Source organism: Bradyrhizobium sp. USDA 4461 (genome assembly GCF_054055655.1).
On record NZ_JBSRXM010000001.1, the window covers coordinates 4481352 to 4500580 of the forward strand.

Genomic DNA, 19229 nt, shown 5'->3' on the forward strand with positions numbered 1-19229 from the left:
TGCCATGTGGGCCCCCGATTTCGTATGTGGACTTGTCGCGTCCTGGACGCTGGATAAAGGCGTCTACGAAGTCACGCATCTAAGGCACAGTGTGTCCGCGGCGAAGGGGAGTCATAAGCGAGTTTATTGTTCAGCGCAGGAATCGCTCTGTTCGGCCTTTGCCTATCGCGATTGCGGCACTTGTTGTGTTTCTGATCACGTTCATTCATCGGCCATCCGCTGTTCGAGTGTCACTTCCTAAATCTCGCCTCCGCCAAACCTTGGTATACGCCGACGCCGCTAAGACGGCCTTGCTCCGTTCCGTTACTGGGGTTAACGCTGGTCCATTGGTTTGGTGCTTAAGGGTATACGGTGAGCAAAGCTCGCGAATTTATCGACTTCTGGATCGAGAATAGCGTTCACGCCGTCGAGCAATATCGGACTCCCGGCGCGTCGCAGGATGTGGCCGAACTCGCGCAGCGACTTGTCGAGGCTGCCAAAGAACAGGATATTTCCGAAGCCGACTTGCAGGCTGAGATGAGCGATATCTCTGAGTACATTGGAGAGCGGCTCAGGGCTGCAAATAGGGCTGAGCGCGAACGGCGCGTGCCCACCTAGTAGGGCGGAGTCCGCTTACCTACTAGCTGACAAACCGGCTTAATGCGATGTTCCTCAACATTCGTTGCTGCTCAGCCATCAAGCTGCCCCACCCGATCGCGCGAACACCGTGACAGCCGCCGCTCAGCTAGTCGCCTTCAAGGCCGGTTCCTTGACGGACATCATGGGATTGAGCTTCTTAATGGCGGCTTTGCCCTCGCTCAGTTGCCCCGTAATTCTGCCGTCGACCCGCTAAAAAAACCGAACGGCGTTACACGAGAGTTGCCGTGCAAGACCTACATTGTGAATTGTTCCGGGGCTCGTCAGCTTGTCGACAGCTAAGGCTCACAGCATGGGAGGGGCTCAGCTAGTGTCAGGTCCGGCTTGATTTGCCCAGATCTGGCAGAGGAGAATCCGATGGATTGCTTTGACAATATCAACGCTTCGACAACCCAGATCTCACGCAGACGTCTTTGCGCCGGCAGCAAGTGCTGGGGTGCGAATGAGGCTGCGTGTTCGGCGATCCTGGATCATAACCGCTGTAGTTGACCGCCTCTTCATTGTTGGTCGGCGGCACCCGAGACGGCCGGCGGGTTCGAGGGCTCCTGTTGCGACGTTTTCCTTCTGGTGAGCTGTGTCTTTCCTGGAGCGTGGTCGCGTGCTGCTTTTCGGCCGTTTCCGGCATCTAAGAAATTGGTAATGCAAGTAATGAAGAAGTCAGCGATACGAGAGTTTTCCCTGGTCTACAAAGTGTGCGTTCTGAGCATTGGGATGCTGGTCTCCTCAGTAGCTGGCGCAACTGACGATTTGATGAGCGCTGCCAGGGAGGCTTTCAAACCGATTCCTTCGGTCGTCCCTGCGCTCAAGGACAATACAGTCACCCGCGAAAAGGTCGAACTTGGCAAGACACTGTTCTTCGATCCGAGGCTATCGGCAAGCGGGATCATTAGCTGCAATACGTGCCATAACCTTGGCGCGGGCGGCGTCGATGCCGGTCCAACGTCGGTGGGGCATGGCTGGCAGCGGGGTCCCCGTCGGGCACCTACCGTCTATAACGCAGTATTCAATGTGGCGCAGTTCTGGGATGGGCGCGCGGCAGATCTCAAGGCGCAAGCCACCGGCCCCATCCAGGCGAGTGTCGAAATGAATGCCACGCCGGACAGGGTACTCAGCACGTTGAATTCGATGACCGACTATGTCATCATGTTCCAGAAAGCGTTCCCGAACGAGGCGAGGCCCGTCACCTTTGACAATTCCGCCAAGGCGATCGAGGCTTTCGAAGCGACTCTGATTACGCCCGCAGCCCCGTTTGATCAGTACCTCAGGGGCGATGCGCATGCTCTCGATGATCAGCAGAAGGCGGGACTAAAGCTGTTCATGGAAAAAGGATGCTCGTCTTGCCACAATGGAATCAACGTCGGTGGACAGGATTACTTCCCGTTCGGCGTGGTTGAAAAGCCGGACGGAACGCTGCTTCCATCCGCCGACAAGGGCCGTTTTGCGGTTACCAAGGTGGCCAGCGACGAATACGTTTTTCGCGCCGCGCCGTTGCGCAACGTCGCGTTGCGGGCCCCGTACTTCCATTCGGGCCAGGCCTGGAGCCTTAAGCAAGCGGTTGGCGTAATGAGTGAGACCCAGCTTGGCGCGAAGCTCAGCGATAAAGAGGAAAACGACATTGTCGCGTTTTTAAATTCGCTAACTGGGCAGCTGCCCAAGATCGAATATCCGCGACTGCCCACGCGGAGCGATGCGACGCCACGGCCCTCTCTAGACAAATAGGACCACCGATAAGCCGGATGCCGTGCGTCCTTGGTTCATTGACATTCAGATGTGCGCGTCGCTAACTGTGTTAATTGTTGTTGTCGACGCGACGCCCCAGTTCGTCTCGCCTCAGCGACGCAAATCAGCGAAGCATTTGAATTTCTCATGCAGCGCGTTCGTCCCAAGCCCCGACTGGAGTTCTGACTTGCGACAAGATGGCTTGGCGTCGATGAGATGCTGTGCTGAGGAAAATCGCTAAATCCTGCTACGCCGGCGTTACCGAAAGTTCGTTACTGTCGAGTTTCGGATCGTCTCGCACCAGCACCTCGAACCGTTCGCATGGGGATCTCAAACATACTGTACCAATCGGAGGTAATCGTCTGTAAGGACTGGTGAACGGATGGAAGACGCTGCGTCGTGAAGGAAAGTATTCAAAGTCCTACTAGCGCGAATGCGGCCTTCGAAAGATAGCCTTGCCGGCTTGCGAGTACGGAGGGTGTTCAATTCGGAACTGACGAGGTCAGCCGCGAGGCAATCTGAGGCCGAAAACGAACCATTGGACATGACAGCTTGCGCCAGTCCTAATGTGGTGAGCCAACCCGCATAGATTAGTACGGCGCCATCTGTCTCATTGAGTCCAGAGAGTTCCTCAATTGCAGCAGCGTGGAATGGTGCCGCATCAAGAGATAGAAAAAGATCAGCTATTTCGTCACGTGTGGCTCGCGAGAGAAGGCAGCGGCCGAGATGTGATAGGAGCGTCTCAGTCGGCCCCTCGAAGATGCGGAGAATGCGAGCGTCTCGATAGATTTTAGCTACAGGAGTCCCCTCATCGTAACCGCGGCCACCTAACAATTGGACGCATTGATCAGCGACGAGGCCGCACCACTCCGAGGACAAAACCTTCGTGGCTGACGCAAGGTGGACGTTCGGTGCGCCCTGCGCTGAGACAAGTCGGCAGGATGCGCCCAGCATTGCCTTCACGACTTCCCGTCGGAGCACCATCTGTCCAAATGACTGCTCGATATAGCTGTTCTCGATCATGCGCAGCTTGCCTAGTCGACGACGGCTTGCGTATGAGGCTGCGACCTGAATAGCGCGCTCAAGGGCTCCAAGACCCATAGCAGCCACACCGATGCGCCCGCGGTTCATACTGGATGCTGCCGCTCCCCAGCCATCTTGATCGCGAGAGAGCACGTAAGCGCTCGGCAGCTCGACATCGTGGAACTCTAGGGTGTTTTGAATAATGCCGCGCAGACCGAGTGTGCGATGCTCGTGCGTGACCTTTAGGCCCGGAGCCTGCCTATCAACTAGAATGCCAACGACCCGTCCTTTCGCATTGGGACCAGCGGCTCGCGCGAAACAAACGATCCAACGAGCCCAGTCAGCGAGGCCGATCCAGATTTTGCGGCCAGAGATGCGAACTCGATCTTCATGTATGAAGGCCGACGCTTCTATATGTCGCGGCGCAGAGCCAGCTCCAGGCTCTGTTAAAGCGAAAGCGCAGAGGTCGCCGCGTGTTGCGCCCCACATGACCTGCCTTTGTTCAGGGATGTGCGGTGCCGCTTCGATGCAGGGCAGGGCCAGAAAGTTATGGATCACGAGGGTAGAGGCAGCTGAGACATCGAAGGATGCAGTCGCGGAGATGAGGTCGATGGCCTCTTGCAGAGGAAGCTCTAAGCCACCGTGCTCTGTTGGTGTAGTGAGCCCAAATAGCCCATGCCTTGCCAATACGCTGTGTAGGGTCGGAGGGAATGCCCGACGGTCATCCGCGTCTGCGAAATTCAACTGACTCAGGTCATCGATCAAACGGGAATATAAGGTGGTAGCCGCACCAAAGTCAGCTGTGCGCTCCTGCGCCTCCTCGCATAAGGGGTAAGCTTGAGTGTACATATCCATAACGCCAGATTGATTGCGCGCGTGCGTTGTGACAATCATCTTCGTGGCTGGCTCGAATAGACATTGGTATACTTGGATGCGAGCGAAGCATATGCAGGTTACCCAGACTGGGAGTCATCGTCAGGGCTGTGCGGCGGGCATCGAGATGCATCTTGCAGAGCAACTCATCGAAGGCGTGTTCGCGGGATATGCTTCAGGGGATTCGTTGTCGCCGACCGCCGCTGAGTTGATGATTTCAAGTTCGTGATCGCCGCGTCAAGGATGGTGCCGGCAAGCGTCGGCACACCACGCAGCCTGATCGTCACCCAAGTCCCGCATAGAGACCAACGAACTCATCAGTCGTCAGCTCAAGTGCAGGACATTTCTCGCACACTTCATGAATCGCTCAACGCACAAGGCGGTCCCAGGAAGTAGTCGTGGCCCCGTCATCGAGAACGAGATCGCAAACCTCGGTCGCAATTCGTTCGACTTCCCAAGCATCGCCCCTGTCGTGGCCTTGGCACGAGGCCCGCAACGCGGCTCGACGTCGCTCGAGGTGTTCAATGATTTCTGCGTTCCCTTCGTGCTTTTCCATCCACGTAGGCCCGCTGTCCCTGGTGCGCGTAGACATCCCTACCAACAGAACGAAAGCTAGCAACGGCGAGATAATCACCGCCAAGACAAACCAGCCCAGGCCGTTTCGACCTGTGGAATTAGCCGCGATCGCTACGATGATCGCAAAGATCACCCATCCACAATTGTTCCCATTGTCCGTTGCCCCAACGGGAGAAAGGCGCAAGGCTTCCGCAGCCAGAGGTAGAGGGTAGGCCGGGGGTTTTACGGGGGCTAGCTTGCCAATACTGCCAATGAGCTAAGGCGTATAACGGTAGTCATCCCCTAATGATGAGGCGACCAAGGAAAGCATTGCAGGCCCGCTCGGCTTCAGTGAGCGTGTTGAAGGGCAATCCGGACACTTGAGCCGCAGGCATATTCAGGAAGTCGGGGCGATATGATGCAACAAAACCCGGCTCTCCATGCAAGCCGGGTCCGGTCTGGCTCTCGTTGCTGATGACGAATGAATAGTCGTCGCTGCTCGCGATCCATATCTCCAGTTCAGCATCGACTTGGCGGAAGTGCAGGGCCACGTCGCCCTCCGCGGAGAGGCCAAAACTTGCTCCTCGGACGGACGCTCAACCTGCTTTTGTGCGGTTGGCAGCTTCAGCTTCCCGCGCCAACCGTTCTGCCTTTAGGCGGTCTCGATTGTCGTGGAGTGCTTTTTGCTCTTTGGCGTAATCGGTCATGGCTTCCTTCGGCTTGACCGCTTTGAATATCTTGTGGGCTTCGCGCTCCGCAGCTGTCGTTGTACGCCGTTCTCGGTTGATCATTATTGACCTCCCACCTGGGCTCAACAGTCAACGCGCGGAGAGGCGTTTCGATCCTGAGGGGCCTAATAGGTCAGCGCCAGCAGCCGCTGCACAATAGCGCCGAGGCACACGAGCACTACCAGCAGCTTCAGGAGCTGCGCCAGGCGACCGTCCGGCGCGAACCTATCTATCACCCAAAAGCAGATCGCCCCCACAACCACGATGATCAAAATACCGATCAGAAGTGAAATAGCAGCCATTGTCGTCTCCCCGATGTCCGGTCGCCTCGGCCGGTTCATTTCCGGTTTCGATCGCGTCGTACCTTTTGGAATTCCTCGGGTCCCTTGACGAGCCGGCGCTTGCGGTCGGCTTGCTCCTCCGAACTGGCAGTGCTGTCCGCAACTTTATCGATTGCTTTGCCGGCCATGTCGCGAGCGCGCTGGCGTTGGCTTTCAGTCTTGGGCCGCACTGCGGTTGACGACGTCAACGCGATCTGGAGCAGCCTGCGGATCGCCTCGGGGCGGGAAGGCTCATCGGCCTGCTTCTCGATCCACTTGTCAATCGCCTCGAGCTCCGGATCGTGCATCTTCACTAGAATGCCGGTTCCTGGGCCGGTCGTCTTAGGACGGCCGCGCCCTTTCGAGATATCGTTAATTGGCTTCGCCATGAATTAAGGATATCTCAAAAACAGGCCGGACGGAAGCGCGAACTTCCAAGCCGGCCCTAACCTACACATGGAGTGCACCCGAGATGCAGGCTATCCAAACACCACCACACGACGGCAGTTCTCTAAATGGTTGCGGGCGGCTGTGGCCGGCGTCAATGCTGCGGCAGTGCCCGCAGCAGCGGCTCTCGCGTTGTCCGATGACAGCATGCTATTGCAGTTGGAAGAGAAAATCTTCGACGCTTAGGGGCCGCCAATGCGTACAATGACGAAATCGAGCGGCTGGACAAGATTTGGCACGCCATGCCGAGCGGTTTCTTGATGAAGTAAAGGCCGGACGAAGTGATTTCACCGAGGAGCAGCGGTGGCAGGCCGTCTAGGCCACCCGGAGTCCAAAGAGCGAGAGCGACTGGTTGATCTGAGCTATCAGCACCTTGATCGGATGGATGAGCTCATACAGCAAATGTGGGCCATCATCCCAGCTCATACTGCGATCGGCGGGAGGGCGAAGATGTCGGTCGTTCTCGCATGCGTGCTGCGAGACGAATGGTGCGACCAAGAGAACCTCGTCGACCACCATGTGCTGATGGCTCGCCGACTGCTTATCGACCTTATCGGCGGCGAGCCGGCGGAGGAGCTTCGGGGCCAGTTTGCCTAGAGCCATCCTAAGAAAAGACGCCGCCGGTCTCAAAAATACACGCCCGGCGGCGTTTTCTTCCTGAACTGGGACGCTGAAATCCCCAGCCATGATTGTCCTGCACGAACCAAGCCACGGGCTGATGACAGTCGGCAAGCATGGCCGGGTTTTGCCCGGTGAGGCTTCAGTGCTGCCTTGGCATAAAAAGCGCGTGAAATGTGAGACAGTTCACAGTCGATGATCGCGAGTTGGTCTAGCGCAAGAGCGGGTGGCAGATCGGTATCGGAGAATCGTGATGCCGTTTTTCAGCAGCCAAAGCCTGTCGGCAGCAGCCACCACTTCAGTGCTCGGTATAGTCACTGTGGGAGCGATTGCCTTTGCGGTCGTTGGCTATGTGGAGTGGTCATCGGGCGTCAATCTGACCCATTTCATGAGCCGGACCGCCGCGGATGCCTCACCGATGCCGCCCAAGGGCCGAAGGGGTTGCGAGCAGGGCAATAAGTCGCTGCCGACGTTTTCTCTGCCGCTCGAATGACCGCCGATGGGAGACGGGAACAAGTGCCAACCCTTTAAAGGGGGCGATTGCGATGATTGTCAATGCGTTGGGTCACAGCCCGTTCCGTTCGCGGGTACGGCCGGAATCCCAGCCGCATCCGCGGCATGTCGCCGTCGTCAGGCCTATTGCGGACCGGGCACGGGGCGCCGGCGCCGCCGCAAGTACAGGATGCGGACCGGTCCAGGGTTGGTCCTGGTGTTCTCGCAGACCCAGCCTGTGTCATCGCAGAGGATGTAGTTGTTCCGGTTGGTGAGTGCAGGGCGTTGAGGATCAGAGATCCCGCGCACGTCGAGCGCGCAGATCTCGCCGTCGACTGCGAAGCGCGTCGCCGGTAGCTTCACGGCGCTCTCGACGATCCGCGGTAATCGCCACAACCAAGGCCGGACTTCGAGCTGACGCGCACGGTTTTGGGTCGCGCTTCGCCCGACGGGGCAGCAATCTGGGCCGGTCGGGACAATCTTGGAGGCGACCGGTACGCAGGGCTGAAGGACGGGCTTCGACGCGCCGGCGGGCGCGCCTATCTCCCCTCCGTTGCAAACAGGAGGGTCATTTCGTGGCGGAATTCCTCACCCATCAGATGCGGCTCGACCACGCCGCAAGCTGCCTTAAGCAGCTCGCGTCCAAGGCTGAACCTCAGAACAAGATGCAGCTCCTCGGAGCGGCGAACGCGCTTGAGGTGGCCGAAAAACGCATTTTTGCGCTTGAAGCCTTGGTCCGCGCCGTTGCGAAGAAGGTCGATATCCAGCGCAGCGATCTCGGCTACCCGACCGGTCGCGATCTTCCGGAAAGCTATGTGAGCGAACTCTTGCGTCGCTAGACGAGGCGCAAACTCAATTGCCGCCCGATCGCCGGTCGACGAAGCCCTGCAGGGTGGCCGGCCGCGCAGCGATGTTCCGCAAGCCAATGTTACCCACCAGAACAAAGGTTCTAAAAAGTGGGTAACTGAGGGGCGTTTTCTGCCGTGATTTCAAGCTCCGGTTTTGCCGCTGGCGATCCCGGCAGATTCGAACCTGCAACCTGCGGAGTAGAAATCCGCTGGGACGCTAACCTTTTCAAGCCCTTAGCTAGCTTGCGTTGCTGCCGTGTTACGCGGAGCTAACGAAATGGGACCTCGAACCGCGTGTCGCAGGTGTAGCAACGATAGCGGTCAATGCTGGCCGTGCCTCCGCCGATCGCGTCTCCGTGCACCATGAACATGTTCTAGCGAAGCGTCTCGAGAAGCTGCGCAGGACGGGCGCCACGGAGGAGCAGATCGCGGCCTATTCGGAGTCGCTGGGGGTGAACCTTCGGCGCGAGCTCGCCCGATTTCACAACGTTGTCGGTCCAATCGAGGGATTTCGGCCATGAAGTCAAGGTGACCGTCGCCGGCGTCGACGGCGACGGCAGGCCCGCGGCCTACATGCTACCCAGCCAAGGTCGCTACGGGGCGCCGTGGTCGCGGACAAGACCTCGCCCGGTTCGTGGCGCTGCCGTGTGATCGGCGCCTGCTGGGGCTCATCCAGGGGCGGCTAGAGGTAAGCATCCCGATGCGATCGATCCCGAGGTCGACGGCCTGGCCATGCTCGAGCTCCAGCGCGCAAACCCCCGACTCGAGGATGGCGATTTCTGCTACGTCGGCGGATTCGCCCAATTGACGACGGTCACGCGCCAGGCCGTCACTTCGCGGATCATCCACCGGCGGCCAGATGAACTCGGCCGATTCGTTGTCTAGTAGCTGATCAACTTAACTCGCTTGGAGTTCGCAAGCCCTTGTGTTGCTCGAACAAACCGAGCAACTCGTGTTTACCAACACGAAGCTCGAAGCCATTTGCGGGAGCGTTCATCCCTCCGGACGTGCCTACAATGTAAATTGGTGTCTCTTGAGGAGGGGGGATATTTTGCGATCCGTGAGCCATTTGACCCCATGGGACCATCGAAAAGGCATGATCTATGCCGCCCTTCTTAATGCTTGCAATAGCCGACGTTAAGTTACTCTGACCAGTTCTGGTGAAATCTAGGCCCGTCGGCGTTTCACCTAGTGTCATCGCTTGACCAACGTGCAACACGACATCGCGCGTTGTGTAGATTCCGAAGACCCCTTCATTATGATCACGCACAGTGCGGGGCTGTAAGCTTTCCGGTATCCCCAGGTTTGCATTAGTTCGTATGTACGGAGCAATGATTGGGATCCGGCCAACATTGCATATGTCCAGCCTGAGCCAGAGTTGAAACTTAGTATCGCCCTGGGACACGCCCGAGCGCAGGCTACATTTGATCTCCTGCGAGCCTTCTCGCTCGACAAACATCAAATCGCGGACTTCTCCGTGGATGAGAACTCGCGTCCCGTCGCTGCCGCGCCGGAAATAGCGCTGCTCAGATAGGCTCATGTGCGGGCGGTTGTTCGAGGCAGGAACGTCGATGAGCAGAAATCCGACATCGCGATCGTCGCCGATGGTTTCGACCCGAATAGCCGAATGCTGCGGAGAGAGCATCTCCGGCAGAGCCGATCTGACTTGATTCTGAAACCTGCTGACGCCATTCACTGGACGAAGACGTGAGGCTACGTCGAGACCATCAGCTTTCGTGGTCTCGATCCCGAGGAGCAAAAGCCCTCCTTCCGCATTGCTGAAGCCGCAGACAGCCTTTGCAATCATTTTCCGATCTTCACGCGTTAGACCGTTGGTACTTGCGATCGTCTTGAACTCCAGGTGCAAGCTCTCCGCGCGTTCTTCTGCAACGAGATCTTCAATGCCGGCCAGACCCGAAGCCAGGAGACTTTCAAACAGAGACGAACGCATGCTAGGACAACCTTTCCACCGGCTTCGACAGCACGCGGGCTCGGTGCTATTTCGATCTCGACGGGTCATGAACTGGACTGCGGTTAGCCATTGCGGGGGCGGAACAATCAATGAACCGCAGCAAATTCCACTCCATTCCGGCTCAAAATCAAGCGATTCGAGCTGTTGCGGCGCTCGCGGCCAGAGTGTAGGCTGTGGATAAGGCTCAGGTTCAATCTGAGCGAAACAGCAACAGGATGGACGTCATGTGACCGAACCGCGCTACTCAGCTTTTTTCAATGGCCTCCATGCGGAGGCCTTTTGTATTTCAGGTGCTTTGTAACGCCACATGCAGCGCTCGGTTCACGACATACAACGGCTCGTCGCGCTGAGTATCGATCTCAGCTTCAAGGCGGTTCATGCTGTAGTCGAAGTCGTAGATGTAGCGTTCGCCGCCAGACGGTGAGATCACTCCCAGCACGCCGTACCAAAGCATCAAGTGGAACGCTCTCTCCAGATTCTCGTCGGCGATCTGGCCCTTCCTGAATCGCTCGAGCACTTCGTTTTTCGTGACGTACAGCGTGGTGCCGACTAACGAGTGAAGCAGCCTGGCCGAGAGGCCGGACACATCTCTGATTTCATAGCCGAACTCGTTCAGCAAGTAGTTCGAGTGCTGGCGAACAGCATCTGTGCAATCTTCGGCGCCGACAGAGTCATGCCCGCGATTGATAGCGTTCGCGACCGCGTACTCGATGATGTTTATAAGGAAGCGAGGTCGCATCAGGCAGTGATCTACCAGATATTCGAAAGAGTCACGACCAGCTACAGTCGGTTCGAAATACCGCGCCCAAAGTGAGTTGAAGTCGCTATCGTCGTCCACTGAAGCCTGCAGGCGACGATGAATAACTTGCCTGAGCTTCGCGCGGTCAGTCCAATCAATCCGAACGATGGCTGCCTTGCCACGATCCGGTGTCTCATCGACGAGAAGCTCATACACGTCATTTCGCAGAAAAACGACGGGAATGAATGAGCGTCCCGCGACAGCCAGGTCTCGCTTTACCTTCTCCAACGACTCTATAAGCAAGCGGACCAATCTGACGTCGAATTCATCGACGCCGTTCGTTGCCCATCCCTTGTCAATGTTATCGAAAAGAAAAACAATGTTCGGCGACTTCGCGGAGAATTTTGCGACCAATGACTTGGCCTCCGCAATCCCCCCCTTAAAAACCACGTTGGTCAACTGCTCTGGGGGCAGTTGCTGCCCCTTTTTGCTGAGCGTCTTGATTTCGCGCAGCACGTATTCACTGAGACGATTGATCCGAGCAGTGAAGTCTCCGGTGTCGGTGATTTGAAGGTTGCGCAGTGTTCGGTCGAGCTCGTCGAGCTCGCTTTGCACGGACACAGAGCTGCGACGTTGAGCAAACTGGAAGTCACGTCGAATTGTCAGCAACACTTCCGACAAAACAACGAAGTACCAGAAAGCAGCGAGCGTATGGTCAAACGTGCCGGTCTCCAGCATCTTCAACAGCTCACTCCGAAAAAGGCTGAGCTGATGCGATTCTGGCCTCAGATCCACCACGATCGAGTGACGCTCGCGTCGAAAGTGATCTCGAACCATGAAGAAAATTGCAGTCTTACCGGAGCCTTTCCGACCGGCGACCATTTCGACTTCTCCGCGAACGGTCCGATAAAACTCGGACGTGCGCACGAAGTAGTCCTCGAGCGTGCGAAATTCATTCTCGGCCGCAATTGCGCCGAGCGTCAGTCGTTGCAGTCGCGTTTCGCCTCTTGATCTAGACGGCGTGCGGAATGATTGGGCTTCGATCAGAGTTTGCGTGGCGAAATTGACGACGCGTTCGCTCAATGCCTCGTCGGTTGGAAAAGACTCGACAAGTTCGCGAAAGTCCACTGGATCACGCGAATCCGACTGGGCGTCCTTGATCAATAATGCTTGGCGGCCGAGCCCGTGGGTTAGTCCAGCAAGGAAGGCGGCGCGGATATTATGTCGCTCAGCGTCATCGATGTGAGGCGACAAGAATGGAATCACAACGCCGGCCGAGGAGGAAACATCGCTTATGATTTGCACCGTGGAGAAGCGCGAGATTTCGGCCGGGTCGAAGCTGCGAAAGTGGACCTTGCTGCTTTTGATCGCCGCAGCGATCGCTGCCACGAAATTCGTCTTCCGGTAGGCATTCAGGAAGTACAGCGGCTGGGTCGAGTTGAGGGGCTTTGCATAGAGGTCGAGCAAGATGTGTTCGGGCAGTTCGGATAGTATCGCGGAAAGCCCCTCCGAGTTCTCATAGGAACGGTAGCCAACAATGTCGAAGAGGCCGTCCTTCTGGATATCTTCGGCTGCGCCTTTGAATGATACGTTCACCACTGGCGCGATCGACTTGCGCTTACCGATGCTGTAGCCGATCTCGTAGTAGACGTTCAGATTTGAACGGGTGACGTCGCAGATCAAAACATCTGCGGTCTCGATGCCGGCTCTGACTTCATCCGGAATCACAGCCCCGAAAATTTCGAGTTGGGGCCAAGCAGTGATCCGAGCCTTCGGTGAATTCTCAACCGCCTTCACGGCGCGGGCGATGCCTGACGCCAGATCAGGTGGAGCGGCCGGGTAGGCCGCAAATCCAACCTTGAACTTTGCCATGTTGGTCCCCCCGCTCATTCCAAGAACGAGAGTATCGCGAATCTCCCGGCTTCAACATTGGAAAGGGGTAAAACAAGGTTGATAAGACGAGCGCTGGTGTTGTTGCGAGTTGCTGACATAATAGCTGAATGAATTCAATAGATTGCCACGCATCGGTAGTGGGAGGATCGGACGCGAGACAATCTTCCTTCAGCTATTCTCTAGTTATCCCGGCTACCGTTTATTGCGTCGTGGTCGGACTGGGCAAAGGCGAATTATCCCCGTAGTCCCTTGGCCATGTTCCCATCCGCCAACGCTTGTTTGGCCGCGGGGTTCATGCCGCCGAAAAATTCGACCGGTTTCCGCCCGGAGGCCCTAAAAATCGCCTCGGCTAGCTCGTCAACGTCCTGCAGGCAGAGATCGTATCTGCGCACCTGGGGCAAATTTGCGCGAACCTGATTTATCTGAGCGGCAACCTCCGCTGGCAGACCCGGCGGAAGCGGTGGGAAGCGCGAGGAGCCGGCTTGGAGGCGATGGCTAATGATCACCGACTCCATGCCGTTCTTCAGTGCATCGTCGGGGTATCGGAGATCTTCGTAGTTATCGAGCGCGACGACGGCTGCATCGAATTTGGAGAGCGCTGGATCGCCAACGTCGAACTTGAAGGCCTGCCAGAGCTGCGGCAAGCCGTGACCGAGCTTTTTTAGTTCCTGAAGGGTCCTGGTCTTCACCATCGCGCCCTTCAACATGCATTCGATCGCGTGATGAAGAAGGTTGCCGGAAATCGGGTTGAGGCCAGCGGTCACAGCGTGCCTGCCTGCGACATAGTACTGGCACCCTCGTTCCCAGAAATGATTCTGTCGCTGTGTCGTGTTTTGCATCCAGCACCCCTGAACGAAAATCGAACTGTCGTGTTGCGCCCGTGTTGCGCGGAGTAATTCGTTGATTTTGCTTGTATCGGCTGACGATGGCTTGCAACGCGGATCCGGGCAATGGAACGAAGCCGAAACTGCAAGAAACCCTTATTCATCGGCATAACTGCTGGTGATCCCGGCAGGATTCGAACCTGCAACCCGCGGAGTCGAAATCCGCTACTCGTGTTCGGGATTGGACTTCACCAACCACCGATTGACCGCCGAAACACCGTGAACAAACAGCGATAATAGTGGTCAAGCCGGATCGAGCTTCGTTGTTTTTGTTGATTTTTTCGTTTGCTGCTTCGTTCCTATCGGCCAGCTGAGCCGTATGCTGAAGTTTCGGAGGTCCGCGCTCAAACCGGTGATGATTTCTAACGGCGTCTTGCCGGTCGGCAGCACAGCCGAATCCGACATCGTCACCGCAAGGCGCGCAAACTGTTGCTCGCGGAAAACCTCGACAATGCATCAAGCTGCTCAGCTGTTAGGTTGCGAAGTTCATTGGCATGCAGCGGAACTCCACGCCGAAATGCGCGGCCTTCATCGCGCGCCATGGCTCGGCGATGACGGCAGCCGCCGATCAGCTGTTAATCGCGCCCCACCCAACCCGAACACTGGGTAATTCTTGTCGGCAAACGTCTCGTGGCCTCAATTTGCCGATCGCAGGCGTGGGACGCGAGCGCGCCCGGCTTTTGGCCGACGAAAATGGGACCGCGCCAGTGATTTCGAGTCGATCGCGCTCGATATCAACTGCACTGGCGCGGGGCGATGGCAGAGAGCGCGCGATCACATATCAGATAGCGTCTGTGCCCCGGCTGTGCCCCGCGATTTCTGGGGCACATGCTACGGGAGGCGGTTAGATATGTTATTGATTTTATTGCGTTAATGGTGGACGCACAAGGGATCGAACCTTGGACCTCTCCCGTGTGAAGGGAACGCTCTCCCGCTGAGCTATGCGTCCGGGATCTGACGTGCCGACGGCCGATGCCGGCCGGTCGAAAAGTGGCGCTTCGTCAGAGCGTGCGATTTACGAAGTGCCGGGTAGGGGTGTCAAGCCAAACCCTGCGTAAATCAGGCGCCTTGCTGGCGGGCGCGGGAGGCGTGGGACTGCAGCGCCCGGATGCGTTCGGCGAGCGTCCCGCCGCCTTCGGGCATGCCGCTGCCGGGTATGGCGCCATTGGCAGGCTTGGCGGCGGTCTTCGCCGGCACGGTCGGCTCCGCCGCCAGCATCGCCTCGATCGCCGAATTGGGGCCCTCGAGCTGGATCGCGAGCTTGGCGACTTCGGCGGCGATGTCGTTGATGCGCTCGCGCAGCAGCGCGTTCTCCATCCGCTCGGTCGCCCAGGAGCTCTCGGCCTGCTGCTGGATCGCGTTGATGTCGCGCTGCAGCTTGCCGCGCTCGTCGCGGGCTGTGCGCAGCTGCTCCTCGACCGCGGCCTTCTCCTGGCGCAGCTTCTCGAGCACCGAGGATTTGCCGCCGCCTGCTGCGGCGATCTCCTCGCGCAGCTCCTGCACCGTCCGCTCGGCGGCGGCGTTGGCCTGCTTGAGCTGGCTGTTCTCGAATTCACGCTCGGCCAGCAGCTTGCCCTGGGTCGCAAGCCGCGTCTCCAGGTCGGTGACGCGGTTGCCGAGCATCTCGGCTTCCTTGACCTGGGCGATCAGCTGGCGGTCGAGATCGGTGACACGCTGGCTCAGATTCTCGACCCGGCCGCGCGCCTCGGCGAGATCGCGCGTCACGGTTTCCGACTGGCTGCGCTCCTGGGCGAGGCGCGCTTCGGTCGCCGCGAATTCCCTGGCGGCATCGCCGACGCGGTTCTTCAATTCCTCGACCTGGGTCCGCACCGCGACCAGCTCGACCTGGCGGCTGTCGGCGGCCATCGAGCGGTCGCTGAGCTCGGCGTTGATCTTGCCGAGCTCGCTCTGCTTGTCGGTCAGCGCCTGCTCGGCGTTGCGCAGCAGCTCGCTCTTGGCGCCGAATTCTTCCTCGGTGGCGCGAAGCTGTTCCTTCATCGCCTTCTCGCGCGCCTCCAGCGCGAAGATCGCGGCGTTCTTCTCGCCGAGCTCGATCTTCATGCGGTTGATCGCATCGGTCTTCTTGCCGAGCTCGGCGAGCTGGCTCGTGGTCTTGCTCTTGAGCTGCTCGACGCTCATCTCGAGCCGGCGGGCGGACATCGCGAATTCGGCGCGGAGCTGGTCCTTGTCGGCCTGGATCTCGGCCATCGACAGCGGGGTGGCCGCCTCCATGCGGCGAGTGGTCAGCCGCACCGCCCGGTTATGCACCAGCGGCACGATCATCAGGCCACACAGCATCGAGATCAGGAAACCGATCGCCGCGTACATGATCGGCTCGATCATGAAGGATCACTCCGAGAACAGAAGAAAGAATTTGTTAATCACAATGCCACGGCGGGCCGGCCGAAGGCCAGCCCGTTTGCCGCGTTAAGGTGAATCGCCAACCGAGCCGGCGCGCTCCGGCGCATCACCCGGCCGGGGGCGTGTGTAACCTGGCGGGGCTTGTAACCTAGAACGGGTTCCAGGTCGCGCGCGGGGTGTATTTGAGATAGCCGACGCTGGCGCCGAGCCGCAGGCCGATGCCCGAGCGAATCGGGACCAGCACGATGTTGTTGGCGGTCAGCGCCGTCATGCCGAAGCCGCCGACGATGTAGGCCGAGCCGTCGATGCCGACGAAGCGCTGATAGATCGCCTGCGTCGATGGCAGGTTGTAGACCAGGGTCATGGTGCGGGCGCCATCGCCGCCCCAGTCGAAGCCGACCGAAGGACCTTGCCAGTAGACCCGGAGGTCGCCGGCGTTCTTGGTGTAGAGCGTGCCTTCGCCGTAGCGCAGGCCGGCCACGAACGCGCCGGAGCCTTCCTCGCCGAGCACATAGCCGTTGGGGAGACCCCATTGGCTGACCGCGCGCTCGATCACCGAGGCGAGCCCGCGCGAGACGTTGCCGAAGAACTTGTGTCCGGCGCCGACCAATTCGTCTGGCCCGTAAGTATACGGGGTCGGCTCACGCTGCGGCGGCGGATATTGCGGCGGTGGGGGCTGCTGCGCGGACGCCCCTGCGCTCCAGCACATCAGCGCGGCGAACGCGACCGCGGCAAGGCGTGATGCGAAAGTCATAAAGAACCCCTGCTATCGAAATCTGGGCGCTGCCCTTTAACCTGATGCCAACAGGCACGGCTCTAGGTTGCGCCCAGTGTCCCCTCGACTCGGATGTTATCGGTATCAACTATGACGGCACAACGGCAGGAAAGATATGGATCGTGCCGGGGCATGGCGTTTTTCGGCCTGTTGGCGGGCATTTTGGCGGCTATCGGCCCCGGTTTGCCGGTCAAGGCCACGACGACCGAGCGCGTGGTGACGAACCGTTACTCAGGTCTGGCGATCGAGGGATTCGATCCCGTCGCCTATTTCACCGATGCCACCGCCACGTTGGGGCGGCCGGATATTCGAGGCCGCCGACAGCGGCGCGATCTGGCGCTTCCGCAACGAGGGCAACCGCGCCTCGTTCGTGGCACATCCGGAAATCTATGGCCCGCAGTTCGGCGGCTACGATCCGACCGACCTGGTGCGGGGCGTGACCTGCGCGGGCAATCCGCGCTTCTGGGCCGTGGTCGGGAACAGGCTTTATCTGTTCAACCGGGAACACAGCCGCGATGCCTTCGCCGCCGATCCCGCGCGCTTCCTCAAGGAAGCCGCCGCGCGTTGGCCGGAGCTGGAAGAAAGCCTCGCACAGTAATCACGGCGCCGCGGCCGGGTCGCCCCAGGCGATGAATTCCGGCACCAGAAAGTCTTCGCGGCCGAGTCCGAAATGCAATTGGTTGCCCTTCGAATCGGTGACCTTGCCGCCGGCCGCCACGATCACCGCATGACCGGCCGCCACGTCCCATTCCGACGTCGGCGACAGCCGCGGATAGATGTCGACCTCGCCCTCGGCGACGCGGCCGAACTTGACGGCCGATCCGAGCACGGCACGGACCGCGCCACCGCGTTGGTCGATGAAGGCTTCGGTGCGCGGATCGCCGTGCGAGCGGCTGACCGCAACCGTCCATGGCGCGCCGCGCGGCGGACAGCGACGGGTCTTGATCGGCGCGATCTGCGAAACCTGATTGCCCTCGAGCGTCAGCCGCTCGGCGCCCTTGCCGACGATGCCGCGCCAGATCAAGCCGAGTGCCGGCGCACCGACGATGCCGAGCAGCGGCACGCCGTGCGTGACCAGCGCCACATTGACGGTGAATTCATTGCGGCCGGCGACGAACTCCTTGGTGCCGTCGAGCGGATCGATCAGGAAGAAACTGTCCTTGTAGGGCGGCGTCGCCAGATGGACGCGCTCCTCCGACAGCAGCGAGACATGCGGTGCCAGCCGTGTCAGCCCCTCGACGATGATGTGGTCGGCGGCGAGATCGGCCTCGGTGACCGGCGAGCCGTCACTCTTGCCGGTGACCTGCATGGCGGAACGGTTGACCGCGAGGATCGCCTCACCGGCCCGGATCACCAGTTCGGTCAGCGATCCGAGCAGCGTGGCGGCCTTGTCGCAGTCGACGGTGGCCGATTGTGCCTTATTCATGAGCGGGTCTCAATCCTGTTCGTCTTCCCCTGAGATCATGATGCCAGTCCCGCCGCAAGCTGGCAGCATCCGTCTGCGCGGTGTATCAAGCCGACAGGCATGCGTGATTCGCACTCCTCGGTCGGCGTGCGGCTTTCCAGGAAACAATTGATGTCTGGCACTTCGTCTCCCGGTCCCGCTCCCGATGCGCTCGAGCTCGCAGCGCTGCTGTGCTCGAAGGTCTGTCACGATCTCATCAGTCCGGTGGGCGCGATCGTCAATGGGCTTGAGGTCCTCGACGACAATCCGAAGCCGGAAGATCGCGACTTCGCGCTCGATCTGATCCGCAAGAGCGCCAAGACCGCGTCGGCCCGGTTGCAGTTCTGCCGGCTGGCGTTCGGCGCAGCCGGTTCCTCCGGCGCCCAGATCGATCTCGGCGACGCCCAGAACATGGCGAAGGGGCACATCGAGGACGGCAAGGTCACGCTGGTCTGGAATTTGCCGCGGCTGCTGCTGCCCAAGAATCGCGTCAAGCTGCTGCTGAACATGCTGGTGGTCGCACAGCAGACCATCCCGCGCGGCGGCACGCTCACCGTCGATCCGGTCGGCGAGGGTGACGCGACGATCTTCCGGATCACCTCCGCCGGGCTCAATGCCCGCGTGCCGCAGAACATCGTCGATATCCTCAGCGGGACCTCGGCGAACACGGTCGATGCGCATGCGGTGCAGCCATACTACACGCGCCTGTTGGCGGAAGCCTGCGGGCTCAAGGTGACGCTCACGCTCGACGGCGACAAGGTCATTGTCGCCGCGGCCTGAACGCGGCCGCGCGGAGATCATTAATCAAAGGTTACGACCGGCCGCGCGATTCAATCGTGCGGCCTTATCTCTTTGTTGATCCCGTTCTTTTCCAATTACTCAACCAAACTTAAACGCTTTGC

19 protein-coding genes, 1 tRNA gene and 1 pseudogene are annotated in these 19229 nt (G+C 59.2%); 7 read left to right on the forward strand and 14 right to left on the reverse strand.

Going from position 1 to position 19229, the window contains the following annotated elements; genetic code table 11:
* Positions 1–351 precede the first annotated feature (351 nt).
* Together ACVINW_RS20655 and ACVINW_RS20660 are read left to right on the forward strand one after the other, a co-directional pair.
* Positions 352–597, forward strand: a complete 246-nt coding sequence (locus ACVINW_RS20655; RefSeq protein WP_456752980.1) for a hypothetical protein — start codon at positions 352–354, stop codon at positions 595–597.
* Positions 598–1284: 687 nt separating this feature from the next.
* Positions 1285–2355 carry a cytochrome-c peroxidase gene (locus tag ACVINW_RS20660; RefSeq protein ID WP_456756459.1) on the forward strand — a complete coding sequence of 357 codons (1071 nt, stop codon included), beginning with the start codon at positions 1285–1287 and terminating at the stop codon, positions 2353–2355.
* A 330-nt stretch (positions 2356–2685) separates the two neighbouring features.
* Here the strand turns inward: ACVINW_RS20660 and ACVINW_RS20665 are convergent, their stop codons facing one another.
* Positions 2686–4272: an acyl-CoA dehydrogenase family protein gene (locus ACVINW_RS20665; protein ID WP_456752981.1), complete on the reverse strand. Its 1587-nt coding sequence runs from the start codon at positions 4270–4272 to the stop codon at positions 2686–2688.
* Between the two features lie 52 nt (positions 4273–4324).
* Between ACVINW_RS20665 and ACVINW_RS20670 the strand changes: the two genes are divergently transcribed.
* Entirely contained in the window at positions 4325–4480 is a 156-nt protein-coding gene (locus ACVINW_RS20670) for a hypothetical protein (protein ID WP_456752982.1), read from the forward strand.
* A gap of 622 nt (positions 4481–5102) precedes the next feature.
* Here ACVINW_RS20670 and ACVINW_RS20675 read toward each other — a convergent pair.
* The 5 genes from ACVINW_RS20675 to ACVINW_RS20695 all read right to left on the reverse strand — a co-directional run bounded on the left by ACVINW_RS20675 (position 5103) and on the right by ACVINW_RS20695 (position 6988).
* Positions 5103–5357, reverse strand: coding sequence for a hypothetical protein (locus tag ACVINW_RS20675; RefSeq protein ID WP_456752983.1), 255 nt, complete (start codon positions 5355–5357; stop codon positions 5103–5105).
* Positions 5358–5402: 45 nt separating this feature from the next.
* Positions 5403–5597 (reverse strand): hypothetical protein, encoded by a 195-nt coding sequence (locus ACVINW_RS20680; protein ID WP_456752984.1) that lies wholly within the window; start codon positions 5595–5597, stop codon positions 5403–5405.
* Between the two features lie 62 nt (positions 5598–5659).
* Positions 5660–5836 carry a hypothetical protein gene (locus ACVINW_RS20685; RefSeq protein ID WP_225646387.1) on the reverse strand — a complete coding sequence of 59 codons (177 nt, stop codon included), beginning with the start codon at positions 5834–5836 and terminating at the stop codon, positions 5660–5662.
* A gap of 35 nt (positions 5837–5871) precedes the next feature.
* Entirely contained in the window at positions 5872–6243 is a 372-nt protein-coding gene (locus tag ACVINW_RS20690; protein WP_456752985.1) for a hypothetical protein, read from the reverse strand.
* 373 nt (positions 6244–6616) lie between these two features.
* Positions 6617–6988, reverse strand: a complete 372-nt coding sequence (locus ACVINW_RS20695; RefSeq protein WP_456752986.1) for a hypothetical protein — start codon at positions 6986–6988, stop codon at positions 6617–6619.
* A 184-nt stretch (positions 6989–7172) separates the two neighbouring features.
* On the opposite strand from ACVINW_RS20695, the gene ACVINW_RS20700 reads away from it, so the two are divergent.
* On the forward strand, positions 7173–7412 hold the full coding sequence (locus ACVINW_RS20700) for a hypothetical protein (protein WP_456752987.1): 240 nt from the start codon (positions 7173–7175) through the stop codon (positions 7410–7412).
* Between the two features lie 574 nt (positions 7413–7986).
* On the forward strand, positions 7987–8250 hold the full coding sequence (locus tag ACVINW_RS20705; protein ID WP_456752988.1) for a hypothetical protein: 264 nt from the start codon (positions 7987–7989) through the stop codon (positions 8248–8250).
* Between the two features lie 901 nt (positions 8251–9151).
* Here the strand turns inward: ACVINW_RS20705 and ACVINW_RS20710 are convergent.
* The 7 genes from ACVINW_RS20710 to ACVINW_RS20740 form a co-directional block, all read right to left on the reverse strand.
* The gene (locus tag ACVINW_RS20710) at positions 9152–10210 is read right to left on the reverse strand and encodes an AlbA family DNA-binding domain-containing protein (RefSeq protein WP_456752989.1); all 1059 of its coding nucleotides are present in this window, start codon (positions 10208–10210) and stop codon (positions 9152–9154) included.
* A 307-nt stretch (positions 10211–10517) separates the two neighbouring features.
* The gene (locus ACVINW_RS20715; RefSeq protein WP_456752990.1) at positions 10518–12842 is read right to left on the reverse strand and encodes a P-loop ATPase, Sll1717 family; all 2325 of its coding nucleotides are present in this window, start codon (positions 12840–12842) and stop codon (positions 10518–10520) included.
* Positions 12843–13096: 254 nt separating this feature from the next.
* Positions 13097–13702 (reverse strand): hypothetical protein, encoded by a 606-nt coding sequence (locus tag ACVINW_RS20720; protein WP_456752991.1) that lies wholly within the window; start codon positions 13700–13702, stop codon positions 13097–13099.
* Between the two features lie 288 nt (positions 13703–13990).
* Complete coding sequence (locus ACVINW_RS20725; protein ID WP_456752992.1) at positions 13991–14152, reverse strand: hypothetical protein; 162 nt, start codon at positions 14150–14152, stop codon at positions 13991–13993.
* A gap of 469 nt (positions 14153–14621) precedes the next feature.
* Positions 14622–14696, reverse strand: a tRNA-Val gene (locus ACVINW_RS20730).
* Positions 14697–14806: 110 nt separating this feature from the next.
* Positions 14807–16090, reverse strand: coding sequence for a hypothetical protein (locus ACVINW_RS20735; RefSeq protein ID WP_456752993.1), 1284 nt, complete (start codon positions 16088–16090; stop codon positions 14807–14809).
* A gap of 166 nt (positions 16091–16256) precedes the next feature.
* Positions 16257–16862, reverse strand: coding sequence for a DUF1134 domain-containing protein (locus tag ACVINW_RS20740; protein WP_050420523.1), 606 nt, complete (start codon positions 16860–16862; stop codon positions 16257–16259).
* 153 nt (positions 16863–17015) lie between these two features.
* Here ACVINW_RS20740 and ACVINW_RS20745 point away from each other — a divergent pair.
* A pseudogene (locus ACVINW_RS20745) lies at positions 17016–17481 on the forward strand (YHS domain-containing (seleno)protein).
* On the opposite strand, the gene cysQ reads toward ACVINW_RS20745, so the two are convergent.
* Positions 17482–18309: a 3'(2'),5'-bisphosphate nucleotidase CysQ gene (gene cysQ / locus ACVINW_RS20750; protein WP_456752994.1), complete on the reverse strand. Its 828-nt coding sequence runs from the start codon at positions 18307–18309 to the stop codon at positions 17482–17484.
* Positions 18310–18459: 150 nt separating this feature from the next.
* Between cysQ and chpT the strand changes: the two genes are divergently transcribed.
* Positions 18460–19107, forward strand: coding sequence for a histidine phosphotransferase ChpT (gene chpT, locus ACVINW_RS20755; protein ID WP_456752995.1), 648 nt, complete (start codon positions 18460–18462; stop codon positions 19105–19107).
* The last annotated feature ends 122 nt before the right edge of the window (positions 19108–19229 follow it).